The sequence below is a fragment of the Mariniflexile sp. TRM1-10 genome (genome assembly GCF_003425985.1).
Taxonomy (GTDB): Bacteria; Bacteroidota; Bacteroidia; order Flavobacteriales; family Flavobacteriaceae; genus Mariniflexile.
Map to the genome: position 1 here is coordinate 2,398,135 of NZ_CP022985.1, position 21,899 is coordinate 2,420,033.

The 21,899-nt window shown below is 34.6% G+C and carries 17 protein-coding genes; 2 read left to right on the forward strand and 15 right to left on the reverse strand.

Going from position 1 to position 21,899, the window contains the following annotated elements; all coding sequences use genetic code 11:
* Positions 1–13: 13 nt before the first annotated feature.
* The 3 genes from CJ739_RS10155 to CJ739_RS10165 all read right to left on the reverse strand — a co-directional run bounded on the left by CJ739_RS10155 (position 14) and on the right by CJ739_RS10165 (position 6,678).
* Entirely contained in the window at positions 14–3,124 is a 3,111-nt protein-coding gene (locus CJ739_RS10155; protein WP_117174941.1) for a SusC/RagA family TonB-linked outer membrane protein, read from the reverse strand.
* A gap of 845 nt (positions 3,125–3,969) precedes the next feature.
* Positions 3,970–5,319 (reverse strand): glycoside hydrolase, encoded by a 1,350-nt coding sequence (locus CJ739_RS10160; protein WP_117174943.1) that lies wholly within the window; start codon positions 5,317–5,319, stop codon positions 3,970–3,972.
* Between the two features lie 123 nt (positions 5,320–5,442).
* A complete protein-coding gene (locus CJ739_RS10165) occupies positions 5,443–6,678 on the reverse strand; it encodes a 3-deoxy-D-manno-octulosonic acid transferase (protein ID WP_117174945.1) in 1,236 nt (411 codons plus the stop codon).
* 152 nt (positions 6,679–6,830) lie between these two features.
* On the opposite strand from CJ739_RS10165, the gene CJ739_RS10170 reads away from it, so the two are divergent.
* The gene (locus CJ739_RS10170) at positions 6,831–7,964 is read left to right on the forward strand and encodes a DegT/DnrJ/EryC1/StrS family aminotransferase (RefSeq protein WP_117174947.1); all 1,134 of its coding nucleotides are present in this window, start codon (positions 6,831–6,833) and stop codon (positions 7,962–7,964) included.
* Complete coding sequence (gene galE, locus CJ739_RS10175; RefSeq protein ID WP_117174949.1) at positions 7,957–8,982, forward strand: UDP-glucose 4-epimerase GalE; 1,026 nt, start codon at positions 7,957–7,959, stop codon at positions 8,980–8,982. The genes CJ739_RS10170 and galE overlap by 8 nt, the downstream gene beginning before the upstream one ends.
* Before the next feature lie 128 nt (positions 8,983–9,110).
* On the opposite strand, the gene lspA is transcribed toward galE, so the two are convergent.
* From lspA to CJ739_RS10235, 12 genes are all read right to left on the reverse strand, one after another.
* Complete coding sequence (lspA, locus tag CJ739_RS10180; protein ID WP_117174951.1) at positions 9,111–9,641, reverse strand: signal peptidase II; 531 nt, start codon at positions 9,639–9,641, stop codon at positions 9,111–9,113.
* The gene (gene fabD, locus CJ739_RS10185; RefSeq protein WP_117174953.1) at positions 9,641–10,522 is read right to left on the reverse strand and encodes an ACP S-malonyltransferase; all 882 of its coding nucleotides are present in this window, start codon (positions 10,520–10,522) and stop codon (positions 9,641–9,643) included. Before fabD ends, lspA begins: the two co-directional genes overlap by 1 nt.
* 237 nt (positions 10,523–10,759) lie before the next feature.
* Positions 10,760–12,316 (reverse strand): NAD(P)/FAD-dependent oxidoreductase, encoded by a 1,557-nt coding sequence (locus CJ739_RS10190; protein ID WP_117174955.1) that lies wholly within the window; start codon positions 12,314–12,316, stop codon positions 10,760–10,762.
* Positions 12,317–12,371: 55 nt separating this feature from the next.
* Positions 12,372–12,908, reverse strand: a complete 537-nt coding sequence (locus CJ739_RS10195; RefSeq protein WP_117174957.1) for a hypothetical protein — start codon at positions 12,906–12,908, stop codon at positions 12,372–12,374.
* Between the two features lie 165 nt (positions 12,909–13,073).
* A complete protein-coding gene (locus CJ739_RS10200) occupies positions 13,074–13,364 on the reverse strand; it encodes a helix-turn-helix domain-containing protein (protein WP_117174959.1) in 291 nt (96 codons plus the stop codon).
* Positions 13,354–13,710, reverse strand: a complete 357-nt coding sequence (locus CJ739_RS10205; protein ID WP_117174961.1) for a type II toxin-antitoxin system RelE/ParE family toxin — start codon at positions 13,708–13,710, stop codon at positions 13,354–13,356. The genes CJ739_RS10200 and CJ739_RS10205 overlap by 11 nt, the downstream gene beginning before the upstream one ends.
* Before the next feature lie 233 nt (positions 13,711–13,943).
* Complete coding sequence (locus tag CJ739_RS10210; RefSeq protein ID WP_117174963.1) at positions 13,944–14,297, reverse strand: hypothetical protein; 354 nt, start codon at positions 14,295–14,297, stop codon at positions 13,944–13,946.
* Between the two features lie 17 nt (positions 14,298–14,314).
* Positions 14,315–14,524 (reverse strand): hypothetical protein, encoded by a 210-nt coding sequence (locus CJ739_RS10215; protein ID WP_117174965.1) that lies wholly within the window; start codon positions 14,522–14,524, stop codon positions 14,315–14,317.
* A gap of 27 nt (positions 14,525–14,551) precedes the next feature.
* Entirely contained in the window at positions 14,552–15,160 is a 609-nt protein-coding gene (locus CJ739_RS10220) for a hypothetical protein (RefSeq protein WP_117174967.1), read from the reverse strand.
* Positions 15,161–15,442: 282 nt separating this feature from the next.
* Positions 15,443–17,683 (reverse strand): DUF6807 family protein, encoded by a 2,241-nt coding sequence (locus CJ739_RS20465; RefSeq protein WP_205419399.1) that lies wholly within the window; start codon positions 17,681–17,683, stop codon positions 15,443–15,445.
* A gap of 118 nt (positions 17,684–17,801) precedes the next feature.
* Positions 17,802–20,360, reverse strand: coding sequence for a pectate lyase family protein (locus CJ739_RS10230; RefSeq protein WP_117174969.1), 2,559 nt, complete (start codon positions 20,358–20,360; stop codon positions 17,802–17,804).
* Between the two features lie 537 nt (positions 20,361–20,897).
* Positions 20,898–21,791, reverse strand: coding sequence for a dihydrofolate reductase (locus tag CJ739_RS10235; protein WP_117174971.1), 894 nt, complete (start codon positions 21,789–21,791; stop codon positions 20,898–20,900).
* Between the last annotated feature and the right edge of the window lie 108 nt (positions 21,792–21,899).

Genomic DNA, 21,899 nt, shown 5'->3' on the forward strand with positions numbered 1-21,899 from the left:
TTTTTTTTATTTATTAGAAAGTTATTTTAGTCCCAAAAACCCATGTTTTTGTTATAGGGTAAGACCCAGGCCCTGATTCAGGAGAAAAAGCATCTTTATAATCGGTAAAATACTTAAGGTTATTACCTCTTACATATAGCGATAAACCATTAACAAAAGTTTTATCTAGAAACTTTTTAGGAAGATTGTATGTTAATGACACATTTCTTAATGCTACAAATGAAGCATCCCGAATTCTTATAGAATTTGCAAAACGACTAGAAAGCCCGCCGCCATTTCCAATTCTAGGAAATTCATTTGATGGATTATCAGGTGTCCAATAATTTATATTAATAATATTCGATCTATTAGAATTGTAACCACCATAAAAGCTATTAACTCGTGTTACGCCTTGAACTGATTCTACTAACACTGATAATTCAAAGCCTTTGTATGTAAATGTATTCGTGATACCTCCAAACCAATCTGGTGTAGGGTTGCCTAAAAAAGTACGGTCATCATCATCAATGACGCCATCTGGAATACCATCTGGACCACTTAAGTCAGCAATTTTAGGGTCACCAGGTAATACATTTAGGAAATTGGTGCCAGTTGTGTTAAGGTTTTCAACCTCAGCTGTTTGATAAACACCTAAATATTTATAATCATATATCTCTCTAAAATCTTGCCCAATAAACCAACCATTAGCAGGATTGTCAACAGGATTGCCATTCTCATCTTCATCATTTCTACTCAATCTAACTAATTTATTTCTGTCCTGAGTATAATTCATATTAACACTCCAGGTAAAATCATCAGTATCTATGATACGAGCAGCTAAACTTAACTCTAAACCTTTGGTTTCAGTTTCACCAATATTTGAATCATAGCTTGTTGCTCCATTATTAGCGACTCCAATGATGGTTTCTGGTAATAGTAAGTCTATGTTGTTAGTTTGATAATATTCGAAACTACCGGTAATACGATTACTTAATAAACCAAAATCTAATCCTACGTTAAACTGTTTGCTTTCTTCCCACTTTAAATTTGGATTTCCAGCTGTAGTTCCAGGGCCATAACCATTAAATAAAATAGGCTCACCGTCTGCATCAACTCCAATAGGTAATTGAATATTATTAGCTAATGCCAAGTAGCGAAAATCTGAATAGTTATCATTACCAGTTATACCATAACTACCTCTTAGTTTTAAATTGCTAACAACGTCAACGTCTCTCAAGAAACTTTCATTGTGAGCATTCCATGCAAATGAACCAGAAGGAAAAACACCATATTTATTATTTGCACCAAATCTTGAAGACCCATCACGTCTCACCGATAAATTTAGAATATACCTGTCGTCAAACCCATAAGTTACACGACCAATTAAATAAACTTTACCAGATTTATTTTTATCCCAGCTAAAGCGATCATCTTCATCTAAACTATCATCAATACCGTTATAACCTAATAAATCGGTTGGTAATCTTAATGCTATAGCATTTAATCTATCAAATTCAAACTGTTGAAATCCATAAACAAAAGTTCCAGTTACATCATGTTTTCCGAATACTCCAGTATAATTTATAATATTGTCTAACAAATAACTTGTATTGTTTGTTTTTTGAATTCTTGCTTCATTTGGCTCACCTTCCTTATACCTTGAAGATAAAAAACTTCCGTAAAATTCATTTCTATCTTCTGCACTTGCGTTAATGGTATATTTAAATCCACCTCCTAAACTTATTTCAATATATGGGTTTACAATAGATCTGGTAGTTATTCTATCTATAATAGATTCATTATATCTGTATAAAGGGTTGATTTGAAACTGATCGCCTGTTATAAATTGTGTTAAACTACCATCAGGATTATAAACGGTACCTAAAGGCGTGTTGTTTGAAATAGGAATAAAAGGAGCAAAACCTCCATTTTGATTAAATTCATCAATCACATTACTGGTTTCATCCGCTTCACTTCTTGTATATTGAATTCTAGACCCAATTTTTAACCAATCATTAGGAGCATAGTCAGTATTTAAACGGTATGAATACCTTTTATAGTCGGATTTAAGAGCAATACCTTTTTCATCATACATATCTCCATTTAAATAGAAATGAAAATTTTCAGAACCACCTGAAGCAGTGAGACTTACTCTATTAGTTGTACCTTGTCTTAGCAAGACATCCTGCCAATCAACATCTTTACCGGCTATATAGTTAGCTAATTGATCTGGGGATAATAATGTATTTAAAGAAGGTACAGAGACAGGGACACCATTTGCGATATCGGAACCTACTTCAACATCTTTTAAATATTGAATATATTGATCACCATTTGCGAAATCTATTCTATTTGCTAAGTTATTAAAACCTGTAGAAGTAGAAATCGTAAATACTGGTTTGCCTACCTTACCTTTTTTAGTTGTAATTAATAAAACACCATTAGACCCACTTGCTCCATATATTGAAGCAGAGGCAGCATCTTTTAAAACAGTCACAGATTCAATATCGTCTGGGTTTATTTCAGATAAATTACCTCCAAGTAGTGGCACACCATCGACTACGATAGTAGCTTGGTTTGCGGCATCAACACCAGTTCCTGCAGCGCCAAGTGAGCGTGTACCTCTAATTTTGATTGAAACTCCGGATCCAGGTTGTCCACTGCCTTTAGTAATTTGAACCCCAGCTGCCTGACCTCTTAGAGATTCAGCTACGTTAGGAACCGTAATACGCTCTAATTCTTGAGCATCTACTGTTGTAATAGCTCCCGTTACACTTCCTTTTTTCGAAGTACCATAACCTATTATTACAACTTCATCTAAAGCGGCTGCGTCAGGTTCTAAGGTGACGTTGATTTGTTTCCGATTGTTAATTAATACTTCTTTGGTTTTATAGCCAATAAAGCTAAAAACTAATACACCATCTGATGGAACGTTACTAATAATGAAGTTCCCATCAAAATCTGTAGCAGCACCATTGTTGGTTCCTTTTAAAATTAAATTTGCTCCAGGAATAGGACCATCAACGTCTGAGACATTTCCAGAAACCGTTATTTGGGCATGCATCCCAGTGCAAAACAAAAACAACAGAATTAAAAATCCTATCTGTTTAATGTGTTCGCTTTTAAATAATAAAAACTTTGTCATAAAAATTGAGTTTAGTTAAATGTAAATGGTTATTAATGAATATATAGTTGTTGTTGATTATTAAAAATGTGTTTTTTATATTAACTCATAAGTGTTAGATATTAACCAAATGTAAAAAAATATTCCAGATAACACAACCGATTGCGTAAAATGTTTTAACATTTCTTTAATACGTATTTTATTTGCTTAATTTATCTAATAGTAAAGCAAATAAGTTGCTTTAAAAAAATTATTGATTTATGTATTTTAAAGAAAAAACAAAATAACTCTAGGTACTTAGGATATATTCTTCAAATCATAACAGCTAAAATTTCCATCTTAATGAAAAAGTCAAAAAACATAAGGCTAGACCTACTTGATCCTTAAATAAGGATATAATACTTTTTGATTGTAATTTTATTAATTTACCAATTTTACTCCAAAATTTTTACTGAAGTAATACAAACATATGAATAAATTTTTAATTCCGCAATCGGTTGTGCTATAAAAAACATTTTACAAAAAAAATAAGATTTAAAAAAAATCGGGTTTTTGTAATATACAAAGTTCCCATAATCAAAGGGTTGCTACTTTTAAAGAAGTAACAGTAACTTCTAGAATAGAAAAAAAATAACACAACGAACCAAAATCAATTCTGCCTATTAAACCATATAGATTGACCAACAGTCCAATCACTAGGGTTATTAATGCTGGTGTTTCAATTACTAGTTCACCAAATATAACTAGTTCTGTATGGATCTTATCTTTATCTTAAGAATAGCTGATAAATAAATTTAATTTTAATATGCACTATAGAATAACTATAAAGTAACAAAGTTGTTTTAATGACCAATTGTATTCGTTGTTTAATTAGTTATAAAGGTGGTGATGCTTTTTGCTGGTAATGATACATTAAACCCATCAATTTCTGGTATTATAGTAATCGATGTTTGCTTTTGCATACTTAAAGTTTCACTAGTTACATAAGGTATAATAGATGTTGCTGAAGTCCCTTCAATAGAAAATTGTTGACTTACAGCAGAGCCAGAAATATTTATAGCGTTAATAATTGTTTTTCCTTCACCAGTATAGGCGCTTACGTATATACCAGATCGCGGATTTTCAATGGCCTCCACTCTTTTGTAACCGGGTCTTATAAACTTTGAAAAATGAGAAAAACCAATACCTCTTTTCATAACTTCACCGTTAACGGTTCCCTGCTCTCCATCACCTATAAACGAATAGTAACGTTGTAAATACCACCAAACATAAGCATTCCAATTAACCATCATCGAATCATGAATACTTTTAAGCATAGTAATTGACTCAGTCCACTTAGCAGATTCTGAATAAGTACTCCAAGCTGCAGCTCCTGCATTACCAGTATTTAAATTCAATAAATATTCTGTCATCCAAATTTCTTTGTTTTTTTGCTCGGCTAAAGGAAGCTTTGCTGTGCCACCTCCATAAATATGACCAGCCACAATATCTATGCTATTAGCTGCAATATCATCTGATAAAATAGCATTCGTCATGGTTTGATTAAAATTCAAAGATTCTGGAGCAGCCACTTTAGCACCAACTATTTCTCCTGGAGCTTTGAAAAATTGTATGAAATCATTTGCTGTATAATCACAAGATTCATAATTTACTTGCCAATCGGGTTCATTTTGTATGGAAACAATGTCTATTATAGCTCCATTTGAAGCCATATAAGTAATGTATTCATTAATGTAATCTTTGAATGCTTCGTAATTTTCTGGCAAAAGGTAACCTCCTACATCGCTATTATTACTTTTTAATGCTGCGGGTGGCGACCAAGGACATGCCAATACTGTTGCTCCATACTTATTTGCCTCCTTTACTGCTTCTACTATGATTGGCCATTCATCCTTATTAGAAGAAATGCGAACTCTAAAAATACTGAGTCCCAATTCATTTTCACCAAGACCGAACGCTTTTTTTGCTTCAGCAGGTTTTAAAGATTGTGTTCCCCACATTCTGTTTGCACCACCAAAGCCAGAAATAGTTTGATGTGCTATAGTTGGAGTTATTATTGAAGCGTCTGCTCTTAATGTTGGGGTAGTTGGCGTTGGGTCAGTGCCTCCATTATTGTCGCTACTACAGTTATACAAAAAAAGTGTAATTAGTAATGTTACAAATACTCTTTGAAGAGTAATTAGGATATAATGATTAGGGATTTTAATTAATTTCATGAGTTTTAGATAGTTTTTTTGGTGATTTAAAACAAATATATAAAATAGACTTTAATTACGCAACCGATTGTGTTAATATCTCATTTTATCATAACAAACTTTACTTAGTGTTGTTGTTGATATTTAAAAACCCAAATACCGTACTATTTTAGCAACGGCTCCCTTGTTCTTTTTAATGTATTGCAAATTGTTGTTTCCCGAAAGTATGCGTTTTTCGGTGTTTTGGATTAATTCCTTTAGAATAGCATCAAATTCTTCTTGGTTTGCTATAGAAAACATCCCTGCATTATCTATCATTTCTTTGGCTTCCGGAAATTTTTCATGGTGGTTGCCAATAATAATAGGTACGCCAAAAACAGCAGGTTCTAAAGTATTATGTAATCCAGTAGTTCCCATGGCACCACCAACATAAGCCATATCTGCATAATTGTAAATTTTTGAAAGAATGCCAATGATATCAATAATAAATACTTGGGCATCTTTAAGTTTTGTACTGTCTTTTTCAGAAAATAGAACACTTTCAGTCGTTAGTTTTTCTTGAATGTTTTTTATTTGATTCGACTTCATGTTATGAGGTGCAATAATAAATTTCACATCTTTTGAAGCTTCTGAATTGATGAAGTTTATAAGTAATGTGTCGTCTTCTGGCCAAGTACTACCTGCAACCATGCAAAGTTTGTCTTGTTTAAAAGTTTCAACAAAATCTAAAGTATTATCAACTTCTAATTGGCTGGAAACACGATCAAAACGCGTGTCGCCTGTGACGGTAACGTTTTTATAGTTTATGGATTCAAGTAAATTTTTAGAACGCTCGTTTTGGGTAAAAATATGTTCAAAAGCAAATAAGGCTTTTCTTAATTGGTTTCCATAAAACTTAAAGAACGATTGATTTTCTCTAAATACTGCTGAAATTAAAATAGCCCGTAATTGTCTTCTTTTTAGTTCTTCTAAAAAATTTGGCCAAATATCGTACTTAACAAAAACGGTTAGCTCTGGGTTTATAATATCTAAAAAACGTTTCGCATTTGCTTTGGTGTCCAACGGAAGATAAACCACAACATCGGCAATGGGTGTGTTTTTTCGAATGTCATAACCCGATGGCGAAAAAAAACTAAGTACAATTTTATGGTTTTTATAATGACTTCTTAAAACTTTAAAAACAGGAAGTCCTTGTTCGTATTCGCCCAAAGAAGCACAATGAAACCAAAGTGTTTGGTCGTTTGGATTTAAATTGTCACGTAGAATTTTAAAAGTGTTTTGTCGGCCAATAACACCATTTTTGATTTTTTCGTTAAATAACGATGCGCATTTTAAACCAAAATGTGCTGCATGAATGCCAATGTTGTAAATAAAACCCAAATCTTTTTTATTTGACGCTAAAATACATTTCTTTAAAATAATTTCATTGGTTACCGTGTACTAATTTTGTAATTTCGTGGCTCATTAAATTATAGTATAGAAGATTATTGCACTTGTATTTCTAAATACTATAATAGTTATATTTTTTTTAGATGAAAAAAATTCAAATGGTTGACCTCAAAGGTCAATATGACGACATTAAAGACCTTGTAAATACGTCTATTCAAGAAGTTTTAGAAACCACAACATATATAAACGGTCCAAAAGTTCATCAATTCCAGAAGAATTTAGAACACTATTTAGGCGTAAAACACGTCATTCCGTGTGCCAATGGCACCGATGCGTTACAGATTGCTATGATGGGATTGGGTTTAAAACCCGGTGATGAGGTTATTACTGCCGATTTCACCTTTGCTGCAACCGTTGAAGTTATTGCTTTATTGCAATTAACACCTGTTTTGGTTGATGTGAATGAAGACGACTTTAATATTAATATTGAAGCTATTAAAAAGGCCATTACACCAAAAACCAAAGCCATTGTACCTGTTCATTTATTTGGTCAATGTGCTAATATGGAGGCTATTATGGATATTGCCAAAGTGCATGATTTATATGTAATTGAAGATAATGCCCAAGCTATTGGCGCAAATTACACGTTTAAAGATGGTAAAAAAGCGCAGGCAGGCACCATAGGGCATGTAGCATCCACGTCATTTTTTCCATCAAAAAATTTAGGCTGCTATGGTGATGGTGGTGCTATTTTTACAAACGATGACGCTTTAGCCCATACCATTCGAGGTATTGTAAACCATGGTATGTACGAGCGTTACCACCATGATGTGGTTGGTGTAAATTCGCGTTTGGATAGTATTCAAGCGGCGGTTTTAGATGCTAAATTACCGCACTTGGATATTTACAACAAAAAAAGACGTGAAGCGGCTAATAAGTATGACAACGCTTTTAAAAACATTTCAAATATCATAACTCCCCATAGAAATGGAGGTGAAGACGCTCATGTTTTTCATCAATATACTTTAAGAATATTAGGAACGGATAGAGACGCTCTAGTAAAGCATTTGAACGAAAAAGGGATTCCTTGTGGTGTCTATTACCCAATTCCACTTCATAAACAAAAGGCATATTCAGATTCAAGATACAATGAAGCCGATTTTCCTGTTACCAATCAATTGGTAAAAGACGTTATTTCATTGCCAATGCATACAGAACTGGACGATGAACAAATAGAATTTATTACATCAACAATTATAAACTTTATAAATGGATAAAATATTAGTTACTGGCGGTTTGGGCTTTATTGGTTCGCATACCGTTGTAGAATTACAAAACGAAGGTTACGAAGTGGTTATTATTGACGACTTGTCAAACTCATCAATAAGCGTATTAGATGGTATTACAGCTATTACTGGAAAAAAGCCACTTTTTGAAAAACTTGATTTAAAAGATAAAGCAGGTGTAGAAGCGTTTTTTGCAAAGCATAACGATATAAAAGGTGTTATTCATTTTGCTGCCAGTAAAGCGGTAGGTGAAAGCGTAAAAGAACCTTTGCTTTACTACGAAAATAACATAAATACCTTAGTTTATATTCTTAAAGAATTAACAAAGCTACCAGAAGCTAGTTTTATTTTTAGCTCGTCTTGTACGGTTTACGGGCAAGCAGACGAATTACCAATTACCGAAAACGCCCCCGTAAAACAAGCGGAGTCGCCTTATGGAAATACCAAACAAATTGGTGAAGAAATTATTAGCGACACCTGTAAAGTAACGCCAAGTCTTAAAGCGATTGCCTTGCGTTACTTTAATCCGGTAGGGGCACATGAGTCGGTTAATATTGGTGAATTGCCAATTGGTGTTCCGCAAAATTTAGTGCCATTTATTACGCAAACAGCGATAGGCTTACGTCAAGAACTTTCTGTTTTTGGAGATGATTATCCAACACCAGACGGTACTTGCATTCGCGATTACATTCATGTGGTCGATTTAGCCAAGGCACACGTAGTGGCTTTGGGTCGTTTGTTGAAAAATAAAAATAAAGCCAATTACGAAACGTTTAATCTTGGAACAGGAAAAGGAAGTTCGGTGCTGGAAGTTGTAAAATCTTTTGAAAAAGTTTCAGGTAAAAAGCTGAATTATAAAATTGTAGGCAGGAGAGAAGGCGATATTATTTCAGCTTATGCCGATACTACAAAGGCAAATGATGAATTGGGTTGGAAAACAAAATTATCGTTAGATGATGCGATGCGTTCTGCATGGAATTGGGAACAAAAAGTAAGGGAAAACAAATAGTTTACTTTGAATTATAAAGAGAAAAGGCTGCAAATTTAATTTTGCAGCCTTTTTATTTTTAACAATATGAAGTTTAAAATACTGTTATAGACCTCACAGGTTTTTAAAACCTGTGAGGTCTGGGTTTTTTAAGCAGCCTTTTCTATGTCTTCATTTTTATCTTTCTTTCTAAAACTAACAAATACCAATATAATCATACCAGTTGTTACCGATAGATCTGCCATATTAAAAATCCCGGTTCTAAAAATCCCACCTAAATCAATAAAGAAAAAATCGGTTACAGAACCATACACAATGCGGTCGTAAACATTTGCAATACCGCCACCAATAATACTGGCAAAAGCAAAAAGCGACCATTTATCAATGGAGGAGTCTTTTAAAATATGACGCAAAACAAATCCTAAAACAAGTATGGGTAAAATAAGTAATAAGATGATTCTAAGTGTTGGATTTAAATCGCTGCCCATCCCTAAAAAAGCACCCGTATTTTCAACATTCATCATAATAAAAGCATCGCCAATTAACGAAATGCGTTCACCAGGATGTATGTCGGTGCGTGCTTGAATATGGGTTCTAACCAGTACTTTCGAAATTTGGTCGATTGCAATTGTTACAACAATTACTAATAAAATATATATAGTGCGTTTAGTTAACTTCATTATAAACTTGCGGAGGCTGTTTGCGCTTCTCTATTGATCTTTTTCACCAAACCTTGTAAAACATTTCCAGGGCCCACCTCTGTAAACAGGGTAGCACCATCTGTAATCATTTGTTGAACAGATTGCGTCCAACGAACAGGCGCCGTTAATTGCGATATTAAGTTTGCTTTTATGACAGCTTCATCAATCACAGCTTTGGCGGTTACATTTTGATAAATAGGGCAGTTGGGTTTGCTAAAGGTGGTATTTTCAATAGCAGCTGCTAGTTCCTCACGAGCAGGTTCCATTAAAGGTGAGTGAAATGCACCACCAACAGGTAATACCAAAGCACGTTTGGCACCTGCTGCTTTCATAGCTTCACAAGCTCTATTAACAGCATCTACTTCACCGGAAATCACTAATTGTCCAGGGCAATTATAATTAGCTGCGACTACAACGCCTTCAGTTTCGTTACACACTTTTTCTACAATAGCATCATCTAATCCCAAAACGGCAGCCATGGTACTTGGTTGCAATTCGCAAGCTTTTTGCATAGCTAAAGCTCGTTGCGATACTAATTTCAAACCATCTTCAAAATTTAAAGTACCGTTAGCGACTAATGCCGAAAATTCACCTAACGAGTGGCCAGCAACCATATCGGGTTTAAAACTAGCGCCTAGGGTTTTAGCTAAAATTACCGAGTGTAAAAATATGGCAGGCTGTGTTACTTTGGTTTCTTTTAAAGCTTCAGCAGTGCCTTCAAACATAATGTCTGTAATGTTGAAACCTAAAATAGTATTTGCTTTTTCAAATAATTCTTGAGCCAAAGGCGCGTTTTCGTAAAGGTCTAAACCCATCCCTGTAAATTGTGCGCCCTGACCGGGAAATATATATGCATTCATAGTTAGTTCATTTTTTTAGTGATGCAAAAATAGGAATAATATTAATATTTATCCGTTGGGTGAAATTAAGAAAATTCAATTTATAACGAATTTTGATTATACTTTAAAGCCAATTTAGTACTCAAGTGTCAGTCTGAGCCTGTCGAAGACACTAGAAGATACATTTCGACAAGCTCAATGTGACAATTTATATAAAAATTAGTATTGATAAAGCAATTACACCCAGCAGGTTAATATTTATAAGTCTTTAATAGCGGCTTCGGCACAACGCTCGCCATCCATAGCCGCAGAAACAATACCACCTGCATAACCGCCGCCTTCGCCACAAGGGAATAACCCTTTAATTTGTGGGTGTTCTAATTGGGCGTTTCTAGGGATGCAAACGGGCGATGAGGTTCTTGATTCTACGCCAACAATATTAGCTTCGGCCGTATAATAACCCTTCATTTTTTGTCCGAAAGCCTCAAAACCTTTTCGTAATCTGCTACCAATTAATTTAGGTAAAAGGGAATGTAATGGTGCTGAATTCAAACCCGGTTGGTAGGAGGTAGGATTCAAATCAGGAGATAATCGCCCTTCAACAAAATCGGTTAGGCGCTGTGCGGGTGCTACCTGACTTCGACCACCAGCAGTATATGCCATACGCTCTAAGTTTTTTTGGTATTCCAAACCTTTTAGTGCGCCAAACTGTTCATATTTAGGTAAATCCCTGTGGACATCAATTTCAACGACAATGCCTGAATTCGCAAATAAGTTATTTCGTTTTGATGGTGACATGCCGTTCACAACGACTTCACCGTTGGCAGTAGCGGCAGGGACAATAAACCCGCCTGGGCACATACAAAACGAATACACACCACGTTCGTTTACTTGTTGCACCAAACTATAGGAAGCTGCAGGTAATAACTCATGGCGTTCCCCACTGCAATGGTATTGAATGGCATCGATAATATGTTGCGGATGTTCCACACGAACCCCCATAGCAAACGACTTGGCTTCTAAAGCAATTTCTTTTTTGTGAAGTAGATAAAAGATATCACGAGCTGAATGACCAGTTGCTAAAATAACCCGGTTAGCAGGCATGTCATCGCTATTGTTTAATTGAATGGCTTGGATTTTGTTGTTTTTTATAATGAAATCGGTAACTCGTGTTTCAAAATGAATCTCGCCGCCATATTTTAAAATAGTCTCTCTTATATTCTGGACAACTTTAGGTAATTTATTGGTACCGATATGCGGATGGGCATCAACCAAAATTTGGTCGGTAGCGCCATGAAACACTAAGTTTTCAAAAATTCGGCGTACATCGCCACGTTTTAAACTTCGGGTGTATAATTTGCCATCGCTGTACGTGCCAGCACCACCTTCGCCAAAGCAATAATTGGAATCTTCATTAACAAAGTGGTCTTGATTGATGGCTCTTAAATCCCGACGGCGGTCTTTTACATTTTTGCCGCGTTCTAAAACAATGGGTTTAAAACCGAGTTCAATACAGCGTAAAGCGGCGTACATCCCCGCAGGTCCGAAACCAATAATGTGGATAGGTTTTGCTTTAGAAACATCTTTATAATCGAATTGGTATTCGGAAGTTTTGGGTAATACTTCTCGAATGTAAACAGCCACTTTATAGTTAAAGATGATTTTAGGCTTTCGTGCATCAATAGATTTACGAAGTACTTTAACCCCAGTAATATCTTCTTTGTCAATATCAAGGATATGTGACGCTTTTTGCACCAAAATATCGCTGCGTTCTTCTTCTTTAAGTGAAATACGGAGCTGAAGTTCTTTTATCATGTGGCAAAATTAGTGAAATTTGAGGCACTAGATAAAAAGATTTTAGGACACGGTGCTAGCTATTGGCTTTTATTCTTTCAAAAAACACATTTATATTCTGTGTGTTCGGATTAGAAAACAAATAATTCCGCTTACTTAATTTACATTTACTATTAATTAACACTAAATTCTTATCTAATATTATTGTTATATCTTCTCCGAAGCTACCAGTTAGTAAATCCGAAAATGTTTTAATTTTTAAATAATTTTTTCCAAAATCATATATTGTCCATTCTTTCTCATCACATACCTTTTTTATAAGAGCTATTAATTCGTTTTCAGGTAACCGTGTTCGGATTGACTTAAATTTCAACTGTCGTTTTTGGATAATCAAAAAGATAATTCCCAGTATGGTAAAAACACCAACAAAAATCAAAGTTTTGTTATCCGAATTTACTCTCTCGTGAGTAAAAAAAGATTTTACTTTGAGAAAAACATATATTATTGGAAGAATCAGAAATATTAAAGTTTTTCCATAATGATTAAGCTTATCAATTAAGCTCAATTTAAGGTGATTGTTGGTCAATGAATATTTAATTTCTTCGGTTGTCATTTTCAGCTTGTAGCTAACGTGTGTATAGAAAGTTGCGTGTTTGTAGGCTAGGATTTTACGAAGGACACAAGCGAAGCGACCTGGCGCAAGTAAAATCAGAAGCCACTAAACGGGTAACAAAAAACTAGCATTTTTTTATACACGGCTTGTAAAACCTACTTTATATCAGATTTCGATTGAAATATTGACTTTTCCGCCAAGTCCTTTTTCAACTATGTCAAATAAGGTTTTTAAAGTCAGATTACTGCCATTATTTTCCACACGAGAAATATAAGTCCGCTTTTTGTCAATCAATTCGCCAAGTTGTTCTTGAGTCAGGTTTTTTTCCTCTCGTGCATTTCGTAAAAGCAAACCGATTTTAAAAGATTCAAAATCTCTGTCGAGTTCGTCTCTGCGTTCCGTTCCTTTTTTTCCGTAAACGGTATCTTTAATGTCTTTCCAGCTTTTAGTTTCCATTTTCTTTGTTTTTTTCTTCGTAATACTCTTTCATTAGTCGGACAGCTTTGTCGATTTCATTTTTCGGTGTTTTCTGCGTCTTTTTTGTAAATCCGTTCAAGAGTATAACTAACTTACCTTTGTCGAAGAAGCAAAAAACTCTCCAAATATTTGAGCCCAATTTTATTCGGGCTTCAAATAGTCCTTTGTGGGTTTTCATTGGTGCCAAATATGTTTTCGGCACGTGCTGATATGTTTCGATTATTTCAATGACCTTAAATATTTTGTCTTGAACCTTTATCGGTTGAGCAAGTAAAAACTCTTCGAAATAATTTTTATATTGTATTACTTGCCTAACTTTTTCCATTCAGACAAAGGTAACTTAAAAGTTACTATTTTCAAAAATTTCAGATGTTTATTTTGAAAGACGAATTTTTCTTCGGTATGTTTTACAACGTGTTTACGTAAGACGATTTTCCGAAGGGCACGAGCGAAGCGAACTGGCGCAAGCAAAATTGGAAGCCAGCAAACAAAGCAACTAACTTTGGTTTAGCTAAAACTAGCATTTTTTAGGATACACTATTGTGCTTTCGTTAGTTATTAATAATCAAATAAAAGCTTCTTCTGCATTTCGTCTGTAAATTTTATATCAGTAGGGGATATTTCAATCAATTTTCCCTTCTCATGTCTATAGATTTTTTCAATTGTTCCATCTCTTTTTATTACTGAGCTTAATGAATCAATACTGCCTGATAAATTGTCAATTACTAAAAGATTTTTGGCCTTAAAAAAGTTCCTTTGCTTTTCGAAAGAGTAGGATAACGATTTATTAGCATAAGAATATGAACTTCCGTAATTAATTCGAAAAAAAGTCTCATAAATTCCAATAAAAACTAATACTCCAATAGTTAAAAAGACTAAAACATGTTTCGGTTTTATAATTCTATTTTTCATATCTTGATATTCAGTTTTTATGCTTTATTATAACTTGTCTTGTTATAGTTCAAGTTCGCTCCTTTAATATTTTTACTTGTTGGCAACGTGTACGTGTACGGAAAGTTGCGTGTTTGAGTGCGAGGATTTTCCGAAGGACACGAGCGAAGCGAACTGGTGCAAGCAAAATCGGAAGCCAGTAAAAGGGCAACAAACTTTGGTTTAGCTAAAACTAGCAATTTTTTCATAGGACACGGCATTGTTATAGCACGTTTTTATTCAAATTTCGAGTTTTTCCAAACTTTCATTAATTCTGTTTTTTCATTTTCATTAACATAGTTTAGGTTTACTCCAAAATCAAAACCATTTATATATCTACAATATAAGTCTTGATAAAGAATAACATCGCCTTTTGGACCATATATAGTTATGTGAAACAAGTCAAATTCTAAATTATCAATTTTCTCTTTTGAAGAAATTGTGTCAACTTTTATTCCACGAGTTGCATACATTTCATAAAGCATTTCTTTAACCATCTTTTTGTTTTCTTCATATTCTCCTTCGTATTCTAGTTCAAATTTTTCAGAGGATGATTGAAAAATATGAAACCTGTCTTTCTGAAAACTAATTAGCTGTTTTAAGCCACTCGCGTCATAGTCAATTCCATTTGCTTCATTTATAGCTTTTAAGCCTTTATTTTCTCTTTCTTTTACAATTTCTTTTTGTGTTACATTCCAACCTTTTGGAATTTCAATTGTCCAACCAATTTCTTTACTATGATATATGTCTTCTTGAACTGTACCTTCTTCAACTTGTTTATTTGGGTCAGTTTTACAAGAAATAAGAAAGATTGAAGTTAAAATCGATAAAATGTATATTCTCATATTGTGTTTTTCTCAAATGTGTAACAACTTGTTTATATGCGAAACGTTTATCCTTTTATACAACCATTTAGATGGCTATTCGGAAGTTTTGGTGTTTTTTTTTGCTTCCATTTTAAAATGATGAACCATGCCATGCTAAAAATGCTTTTAAGATACAGAAGCATGATTATGGATGCACCATCTGACTTTTAAAAAACAAATAATATGAATAGATGAAAATTCTGATACTGTGCAATATACAAATGTTTTATAAATTACCAAAACGGATTTTTAAAATACAAATTACAGGTTTTTATAGTTGTTATATATAGCTTCTATATCAATTGCTGTTGATGCGCCTTCATGTACTAATATACGATAACGAAGCGTAGTTGGTACTGTTTTAGACAGTGGAACAACTTCAGCCCCAGGGTACGGATACACAGCATTTTGCATACTGCGTTTAGCACGTAATATCCATTGGTTTGAAGGTTCTGGGTTGTTTGGGTGGCACAGTATGGTAAGTCCTGCTTGTTTTCCATCTTTGCCTAAAGAACCAGAAATGTCCATCCAAGAACCTGCTTTAACAGGTAAGTTGGTAGGTGTTACTTGTCCTTCGGAACTTGTGAATGTAATGTCGTCTGTTAGTTTAATCCTAGGTGAAAACCCACCATAGCCTTTGGCGTCTTCAGAACCACCGATACGCATAGCTTCTTCCAAAGCAAGTATGGAAATCTCAATATCAATGAGTCGGTAATTTTTTTCTTTAGGATATACTTTTATGGTAGTCACTTCTTTAACCACAGGTTTTTCATTGCCGTTAGCGTCTAACCATTGGCTTGATTTCCAAAAAACGTCTGCTTGTATTGCTTTAGAGTTGTCAAGTTGTTTTAGTTCTTTAACAGACGTTACATCCCAACTAAAATGGTCAATTTCCCAACCATCACCCATACGTTTATCACCAATATATAGTTGATGCCATGCCCAAAAAATGCCCCTATGGTGTGGATGGTCTTCGGGGAAATCTTCAGTTAAAATTTCGCCGTCTAAAGTGTAAAGCGGATGCATGTAATTGGATCTTTTGTAAGTGCCATTTAAAGATTTTTCGGCAATCTGATAATTTAAGATGCTGTCTTTACCTTCAATAAAGGAAACAACATCTGGTTTTATAACGACTTCAACCTTTGAGGATGTTAGGTGTTTTTTGAAGAAATCATAGAGTTTGTTTAGTGTTTCAAAAGTTTGGGGAACAGCATGCCCAGTACCATAATTTATTAATGTTGAAGTGGGAACATTTAGAGCATCCAGCTTCGCTTTAAAATGTGTTATCTGGTCATGGTAATACGGTGCATCGTCTGTATTGTAAAATAAAAGAACAGGAGCTGTGGCGGACGATTCTACCAAATAGCTAGCACCCATTGATTGCCATAAGTCATAATTGTTTTCTAGAGAACCCCATGCCCAAGGACATCTGGTTTCAAGATTAGAATCGCCATCATTTATTGTATTATAAATTTGGGTATAATCGAAAACACCAGGGCCTAATGCCGCTGCTTGAATAGCATCATTAATTCCCTTATTAAAACCTGCATTCTCAAATTCAGGTACAATTTTGTCACCAATAGCCATAGAACCAGCAGTGGAACCACGTGAAAAGCCATAAACACCTATTTTTCCGGAAAGCCCTAATTCTTTGCCTTTAACACGCAGTGTCCGAATGGCAGATTTCACTTTTTGAGCGGCATCGGGATTGACTTGATACGATTTGTAGGTGTCATTTTTGCCATGAGTTGGTTTGCCGCTTCCCCAAGGGCAATATTTGGGGTGGTCGGCAATGGCCCATGCCATACCGTGTGCAGGCGTGCCTTCTAAAAACGAATCGTTAAACCCTGCAAAAGTGTATGGTAGAAACATTCTAAAATCTTTATGGGCGTCTGTTAGCTCTTTTTTGTCAGCATCGTATGTTGCATAGCTATTACTATAAGAAAACGATAATACAACAGGTACTTTTGCCCCAGCATTTGCAGGATAAATAATATCCATGTGAAGCATGTCGCCTTTAGTGTATTCAGCAGGTGTGTTATAAACCGTTGGGTCGTCTTCAAAATAAGGGACGTTGCGAGCTATTCGGTAACCTTCAAACAAAATATAGGATTTGGACGTGGAACAATTTTTAATTCCGCAAAAATCACCAGAAGCAATCGCATTATTAATAGCAATGATATCTTCATTTATTTTTGTTGCCGAAGCTTTTTTGTTTTTAGCATAATCGAGTTCTATAACCCGATAGCCTTGTGATAGTAACCAAGCGACATCTTCAGTATGACTGTTTCTACCTATTTTATCAAACCCCAAATTCTCAAGATAAACAACAGTCAGGTAGTTGCCTGCAAAATCTTTAATAGGGTTATTGGCTTCAGTGACTTTGTAATTGATGTTGCTTCCTGTAACCTTGCTAGCCCATTCGCCCGTTGATGCACAAGAAGTGATTGAGATTAATAAGAAGATAAGACAGATTTTATATGAACAAATTGCTTTTATCATGTTGTAAAATTAAGGAAAAAGTATTTTGTTTTTTAGTAAGATTTTAAATTGAAACTTTATAAAATCACAAAAGGCTTCCATATTAGGAAGCCTTTTGCTTTGCTATTAATCTGAATAATTATTTTTTGATAATTATTTGTTTGTGTACACCCGCATCGGTATGTACGTTTAGTAAATAACTTCCGCTATTTAAGTTGTTTATATCAATGGTTTTGTAATTGCCTTCAATACTTTTAACCAAAGCACCAACCATACTGTAAACTTTTACCTTTTCTATTTTAGCTTGCGTCGCTATTTGAAAAGTACTTGTTACAGGGTTTGGGTACAGTTTTAAGTTAAGAGCCTCTACTTTTTCTAAACTTAGTGTATTATACACTGTTTTTATATAAAATAGGTTAGCCGTATTGTTTTTAGTAATAGAATGTGCGCCTGCAGGAATATTTGTTATAGTAACGATACCTGCTGATGCTGCATAATCAATATTATCAAGTCTGATGTTTCCTGTAAAAGAGGAATCAAAAACCAATGTTAAACTTGACACCGCTGTGGTTGTATAGGTAATAGATGTTGCTGATTCAATTTTTAAACGTCTTGTTAAAGTCAAGCCGTCATATGAAACAGAACCGTTAGTAGAATTCATATTACCTGTAATAGTATAAAAAGAACTCACTTTTTCCGATACTGTAAAATTATGGATTTCCTCTCCAGTAGTGCTGCCAGGAATTACTACCGTAATGGTTCCAGATTCTGATATTGGAGTACTTGTAGCACCTGCAGTAGTAATTGAATAAGAAACAGTATCTGTTGGTGTGCCTGTAATAGTGATTGTTTTGTTTCCAGCATCTTTTACAAAACTAATTCCAGATGCAGGCAATCCATTTACGGTAGCATCAGTGGCATCGCCACCCCAAGTGAAAACGATTGTTTCCATGGCATCACCTTCAATAACATCTTGACTCGCATTACTTGTTGTTACGGTAAGTGTATGGGTACTTGGAACTGATTCTCCTTGTATATAAACTAAAGAAGTTTCGTAATTAACAAGCGCCGATTTTAATGGTGCGTTTACAGCGGACGATGTGTCATCTGAAGGAACAAAAGTCCATTTGAAATCACCACCATGCATACGTCCTGAGTATTGGATGACTTTAGCTTTGGCTACTTCAGGCGTATCAGGAACTAAGCTTCTTATATAATCCGTAGCAGATTTTGTAGCATCCGTGTCAAAGTTATTATGGATGTTGGCTCCTGCGTATGATTTTACAGTGCTTGGTACTTGGTCGCCACGATTCGTTACCACATAAGCATCAAAATCGATTGTAGAACTAATTTTTCCATCGATATTATATGCAGGATTAGGGTCTCCATATGCAACAAAGCGCATGGAGTTAGTACCATTATCAGCATCGAAAGTGTTGTTGAATGCTTTGATGGTACCACCATCTTCACCAGAGAAAGTACCCTGATTATTTGGGTCGTTTTGCTGGGTTGAATTATTCCACACATCAGTACCTTGCATGGAGGTCATCATTGGGTTTTTGCTATTTCGAAAATAGTTTCCTTCAACAAATAATGAAGATCCCAACGTAGAACCAGATCCGTACTTGGAATTACCATCAAAATAGTTGTTATAAATATGAGCAGAATAGTAACGTACACGCGGGTGGCGAGAATCGGAATGATCGTACCAGTTATGATGATAGGTAATATATAGCTCGGTATCGACACCTTCACTTAAGCCTAAAAGATTACTTTTTCCTGAATCCCAGAAGTGGTTATATGAAAAAGTAACATATTTGGATTTTTTACAATCTAATGCGCCATCACCTTTAGCTTGGTCGGCATCACCACCGGCATCGCCATAAAAGAAATCAACATTGTGCACCCAGATATAATCATTATTTTGTTGCAAGCCAATATTATCGCCTTCACTACTGTTACAGTTTATGGTGCCAATATTGCGTATTTCAATATTGGTTGCATTTTTAACGCGAATACCCCAACCATCGGCTACAGCATCTTCACCAACACCTTCTAAAGTAATATAACTAGATGCATTATTATTGTTTTCTATAACAACATCACCTCCAAGTAAGTAGCTTGGGTCAGTAATTTGTCCAACCATACGTACGATTAAAGGGCGTGTATCACTTCCTTTTTTAAAACCATCTAAAATGGTTTGTAAACCTATACATGGGTTTGTAGTAGCTCCCGTCACCACCATAGATACTGTATTTTTAGTTTCTTCGGTAATGTAAAGAATGACAGCGTCTGTTTTAGGTGTGCCATCTAATTTGTAGGCTCCTGGAATTCTCCCATTAGCAAAAGCAAAACTGGTACGGTCGTGTGCTAAAACGGTCATATTACCAGTGCTTGTTGCAGTACCTTCAACTCCAGAAATAACTGGTTTAACATCAATGGTGTATGTCCCTGCAGAAAGCCCCAATACATCCGCACGGAAATAAGATCCGTAACTACGAATAAGTGTATTGTCAATTTTTTGGTTTACAACACCATTTCCAGTATAGTAAACATTATAGCTTTCGGCTTCAACAAGTGGCTGCCATTTGACATAGGCAGTTTCTAGCCAACCTCCAGATTCATCAATGGTTACGGTTTGCGACCATGTTTGAACTGAAGCCAGCAATAAAGTAATATGGAGTAGTAGTTTTTTCATGATTTTAGTTTAAGTATTATTTAGTTTGGTTTAAAAATCACAATAATACTTAACAATTAATTTTATTGTAATCGATTACACGAAAATATGTTTTTTTTTAATCTAAAAAATTATTTTAACATAAAATCGTTGAAATACATATACATAGAGGATAATGCGCTATTTTTGTAGTCTTTTATATATGTGAAATAATTGCTAAATAGCAGTTGATTGTTTAAAAATAGAAGATGTGATTTTTAATCCTTAAACGTGGTTTTGATTTAGTGCAATCTGATATCCAGGTGTTTAAATAGTTTAAAAAAGCGATATCATTGCAGAACCTTAGTTCAGGTTGGTAAACATACCCTGTAATTTTAACTGTTTAACCGTGTAATCGTTGAATCGTGTATCACAAACTTCGGTACATCAAACTCTGAACTTTTAACTTTGTACTTCTAATATTGTACTTTTAACATCTAACTTCGTTAAGATTTACATCGAAATCACGTTTAGTTATTGTTTGTCAAATAGTTGGTTTTGAAAGGAGTTCATTAACAGTTACGCTCTTACATACGTTAGAAACGTAAAATCGAATTCATTTTTGTCGTCTTTTTTATGGAAAACTGAATTTGTTTCTTTCCAAATTGAAGGATCTATTTTTGGGAAAAAGGTGTCGGCAGGAAATGATTCATGAACGCGAGTTAGTTCAATTTTATCCGCGATCAAAATAGCTTGCTTGTAAATTTCACCACCACCAATTACATATGGTTGCGGGTCGTTTGCGCAGACTTTAATAGCGTCTTCCAACGTATGGACTACTACAACACCTTCAGGGACTTTGTAATTTGGATTTCTGGTTATTACAACATGCGTTCTATTTGGTAATGGCTTTGGGAAGCTTTCAAATGTTTTGCGTCCCATAATAATATGATGCCCACTGGTTAGGTTCTTAAACCGTTTTAAATCATCACTTATGTGCCAAATTAATTTATTATGCTTGCCAATGGCATCGTTTTCGGCTGCTGCCACAATGATTGTCAGTTCTTGTTTTGGAACATGAGGAATTTCTTTTTTTTCTGAAGATATGTCTTTAGGGAGTTCTTGTTTAAGTTTTTCAATACGATCCTGTTGTTTGGCAACTAACTTATTAAGTTGTTGTTGTTCCCAAGCCTTACCCATAAATTTATGGGTGACAAAGACACTGAATAAGTGGTAAACAAATAAAAATAGCCAAATAAGAATGGCATACACAAACCAATTTAGGTCAAATAACTTAAAATCCTCACCAATACCTAAGAGGGTATTCGCGATTATTAAAAATACGGCACCTATTAAAAACACAACAAAATGGATGTATAACCGTTTTTTTTGTTTGATGCGTTTTTGCGCATTTTGAATAAGTTCTAACTGGTCTTTATCTATTTGTGGGATGTCTTTCTTTTTACCGAACATAATACTTGAAAATATTTGTAAAGTTAATGCTTTTTCATGATTCTTAAATGATATATTCAGAATCTTAATAGGACTGAATTATATAAAACATTTTTGGTTAAAAGTATC

Coding starts and splice junctions, on each gene's coding strand:
- CJ739_RS10230 (WP_117174969.1), bottom strand. CDS start 20,360: ATGAAAAAACTACTACTCCATATTACTTTATTGCTGGCTTCAGTTCAA.
- CJ739_RS10155 (WP_117174941.1), bottom strand. CDS start 3,124: ATGACAAAGTTTTTATTATTTAAAAGCGAACACATTAAACAGATAGGA.
- CJ739_RS10170 (WP_117174947.1), top strand. CDS start 6,831: ATGAAAAAAATTCAAATGGTTGACCTCAAAGGTCAATATGACGACATT.
- galE (WP_117174949.1), top strand. CDS start 7,957: ATGGATAAAATATTAGTTACTGGCGGTTTGGGCTTTATTGGTTCGCAT.
- CJ739_RS10235 (WP_117174971.1), bottom strand. CDS start 21,791: ATGTTCGGTAAAAAGAAAGACATCCCACAAATAGATAAAGACCAGTTA.
- CJ739_RS10205 (WP_117174961.1), bottom strand. CDS start 13,710: ATGGAAAAAGTTAGGCAAGTAATACAATATAAAAATTATTTCGAAGAG.
- fabD (WP_117174953.1), bottom strand. CDS start 10,522: ATGAATGCATATATATTTCCCGGTCAGGGCGCACAATTTACAGGGATG.
- CJ739_RS10195 (WP_117174957.1), bottom strand. CDS start 12,908: ATGACAACCGAAGAAATTAAATATTCATTGACCAACAATCACCTTAAA.
- CJ739_RS10210 (WP_117174963.1), bottom strand. CDS start 14,297: ATGAAAAATAGAATTATAAAACCGAAACATGTTTTAGTCTTTTTAACT.
- CJ739_RS10160 (WP_117174943.1), bottom strand. CDS start 5,319: ATGAAATTAATTAAAATCCCTAATCATTATATCCTAATTACTCTTCAA.
- CJ739_RS10220 (WP_117174967.1), bottom strand. CDS start 15,160: ATGAGAATATACATTTTATCGATTTTAACTTCAATCTTTCTTATTTCT.
- CJ739_RS10215 (WP_117174965.1), bottom strand. CDS start 14,524: ATGAAAAAATTGCTAGTTTTAGCTAAACCAAAGTTTGTTGCCCTTTTA.
- CJ739_RS20465 (WP_205419399.1), bottom strand. CDS start 17,683: ATGATAAAAGCAATTTGTTCATATAAAATCTGTCTTATCTTCTTATTA.
- lspA (WP_117174951.1), bottom strand. CDS start 9,641: ATGAAGTTAACTAAACGCACTATATATATTTTATTAGTAATTGTTGTA.
- CJ739_RS10190 (WP_117174955.1), bottom strand. CDS start 12,316: ATGATAAAAGAACTTCAGCTCCGTATTTCACTTAAAGAAGAAGAACGC.
- CJ739_RS10200 (WP_117174959.1), bottom strand. CDS start 13,364: ATGGAAACTAAAAGCTGGAAAGACATTAAAGATACCGTTTACGGAAAA.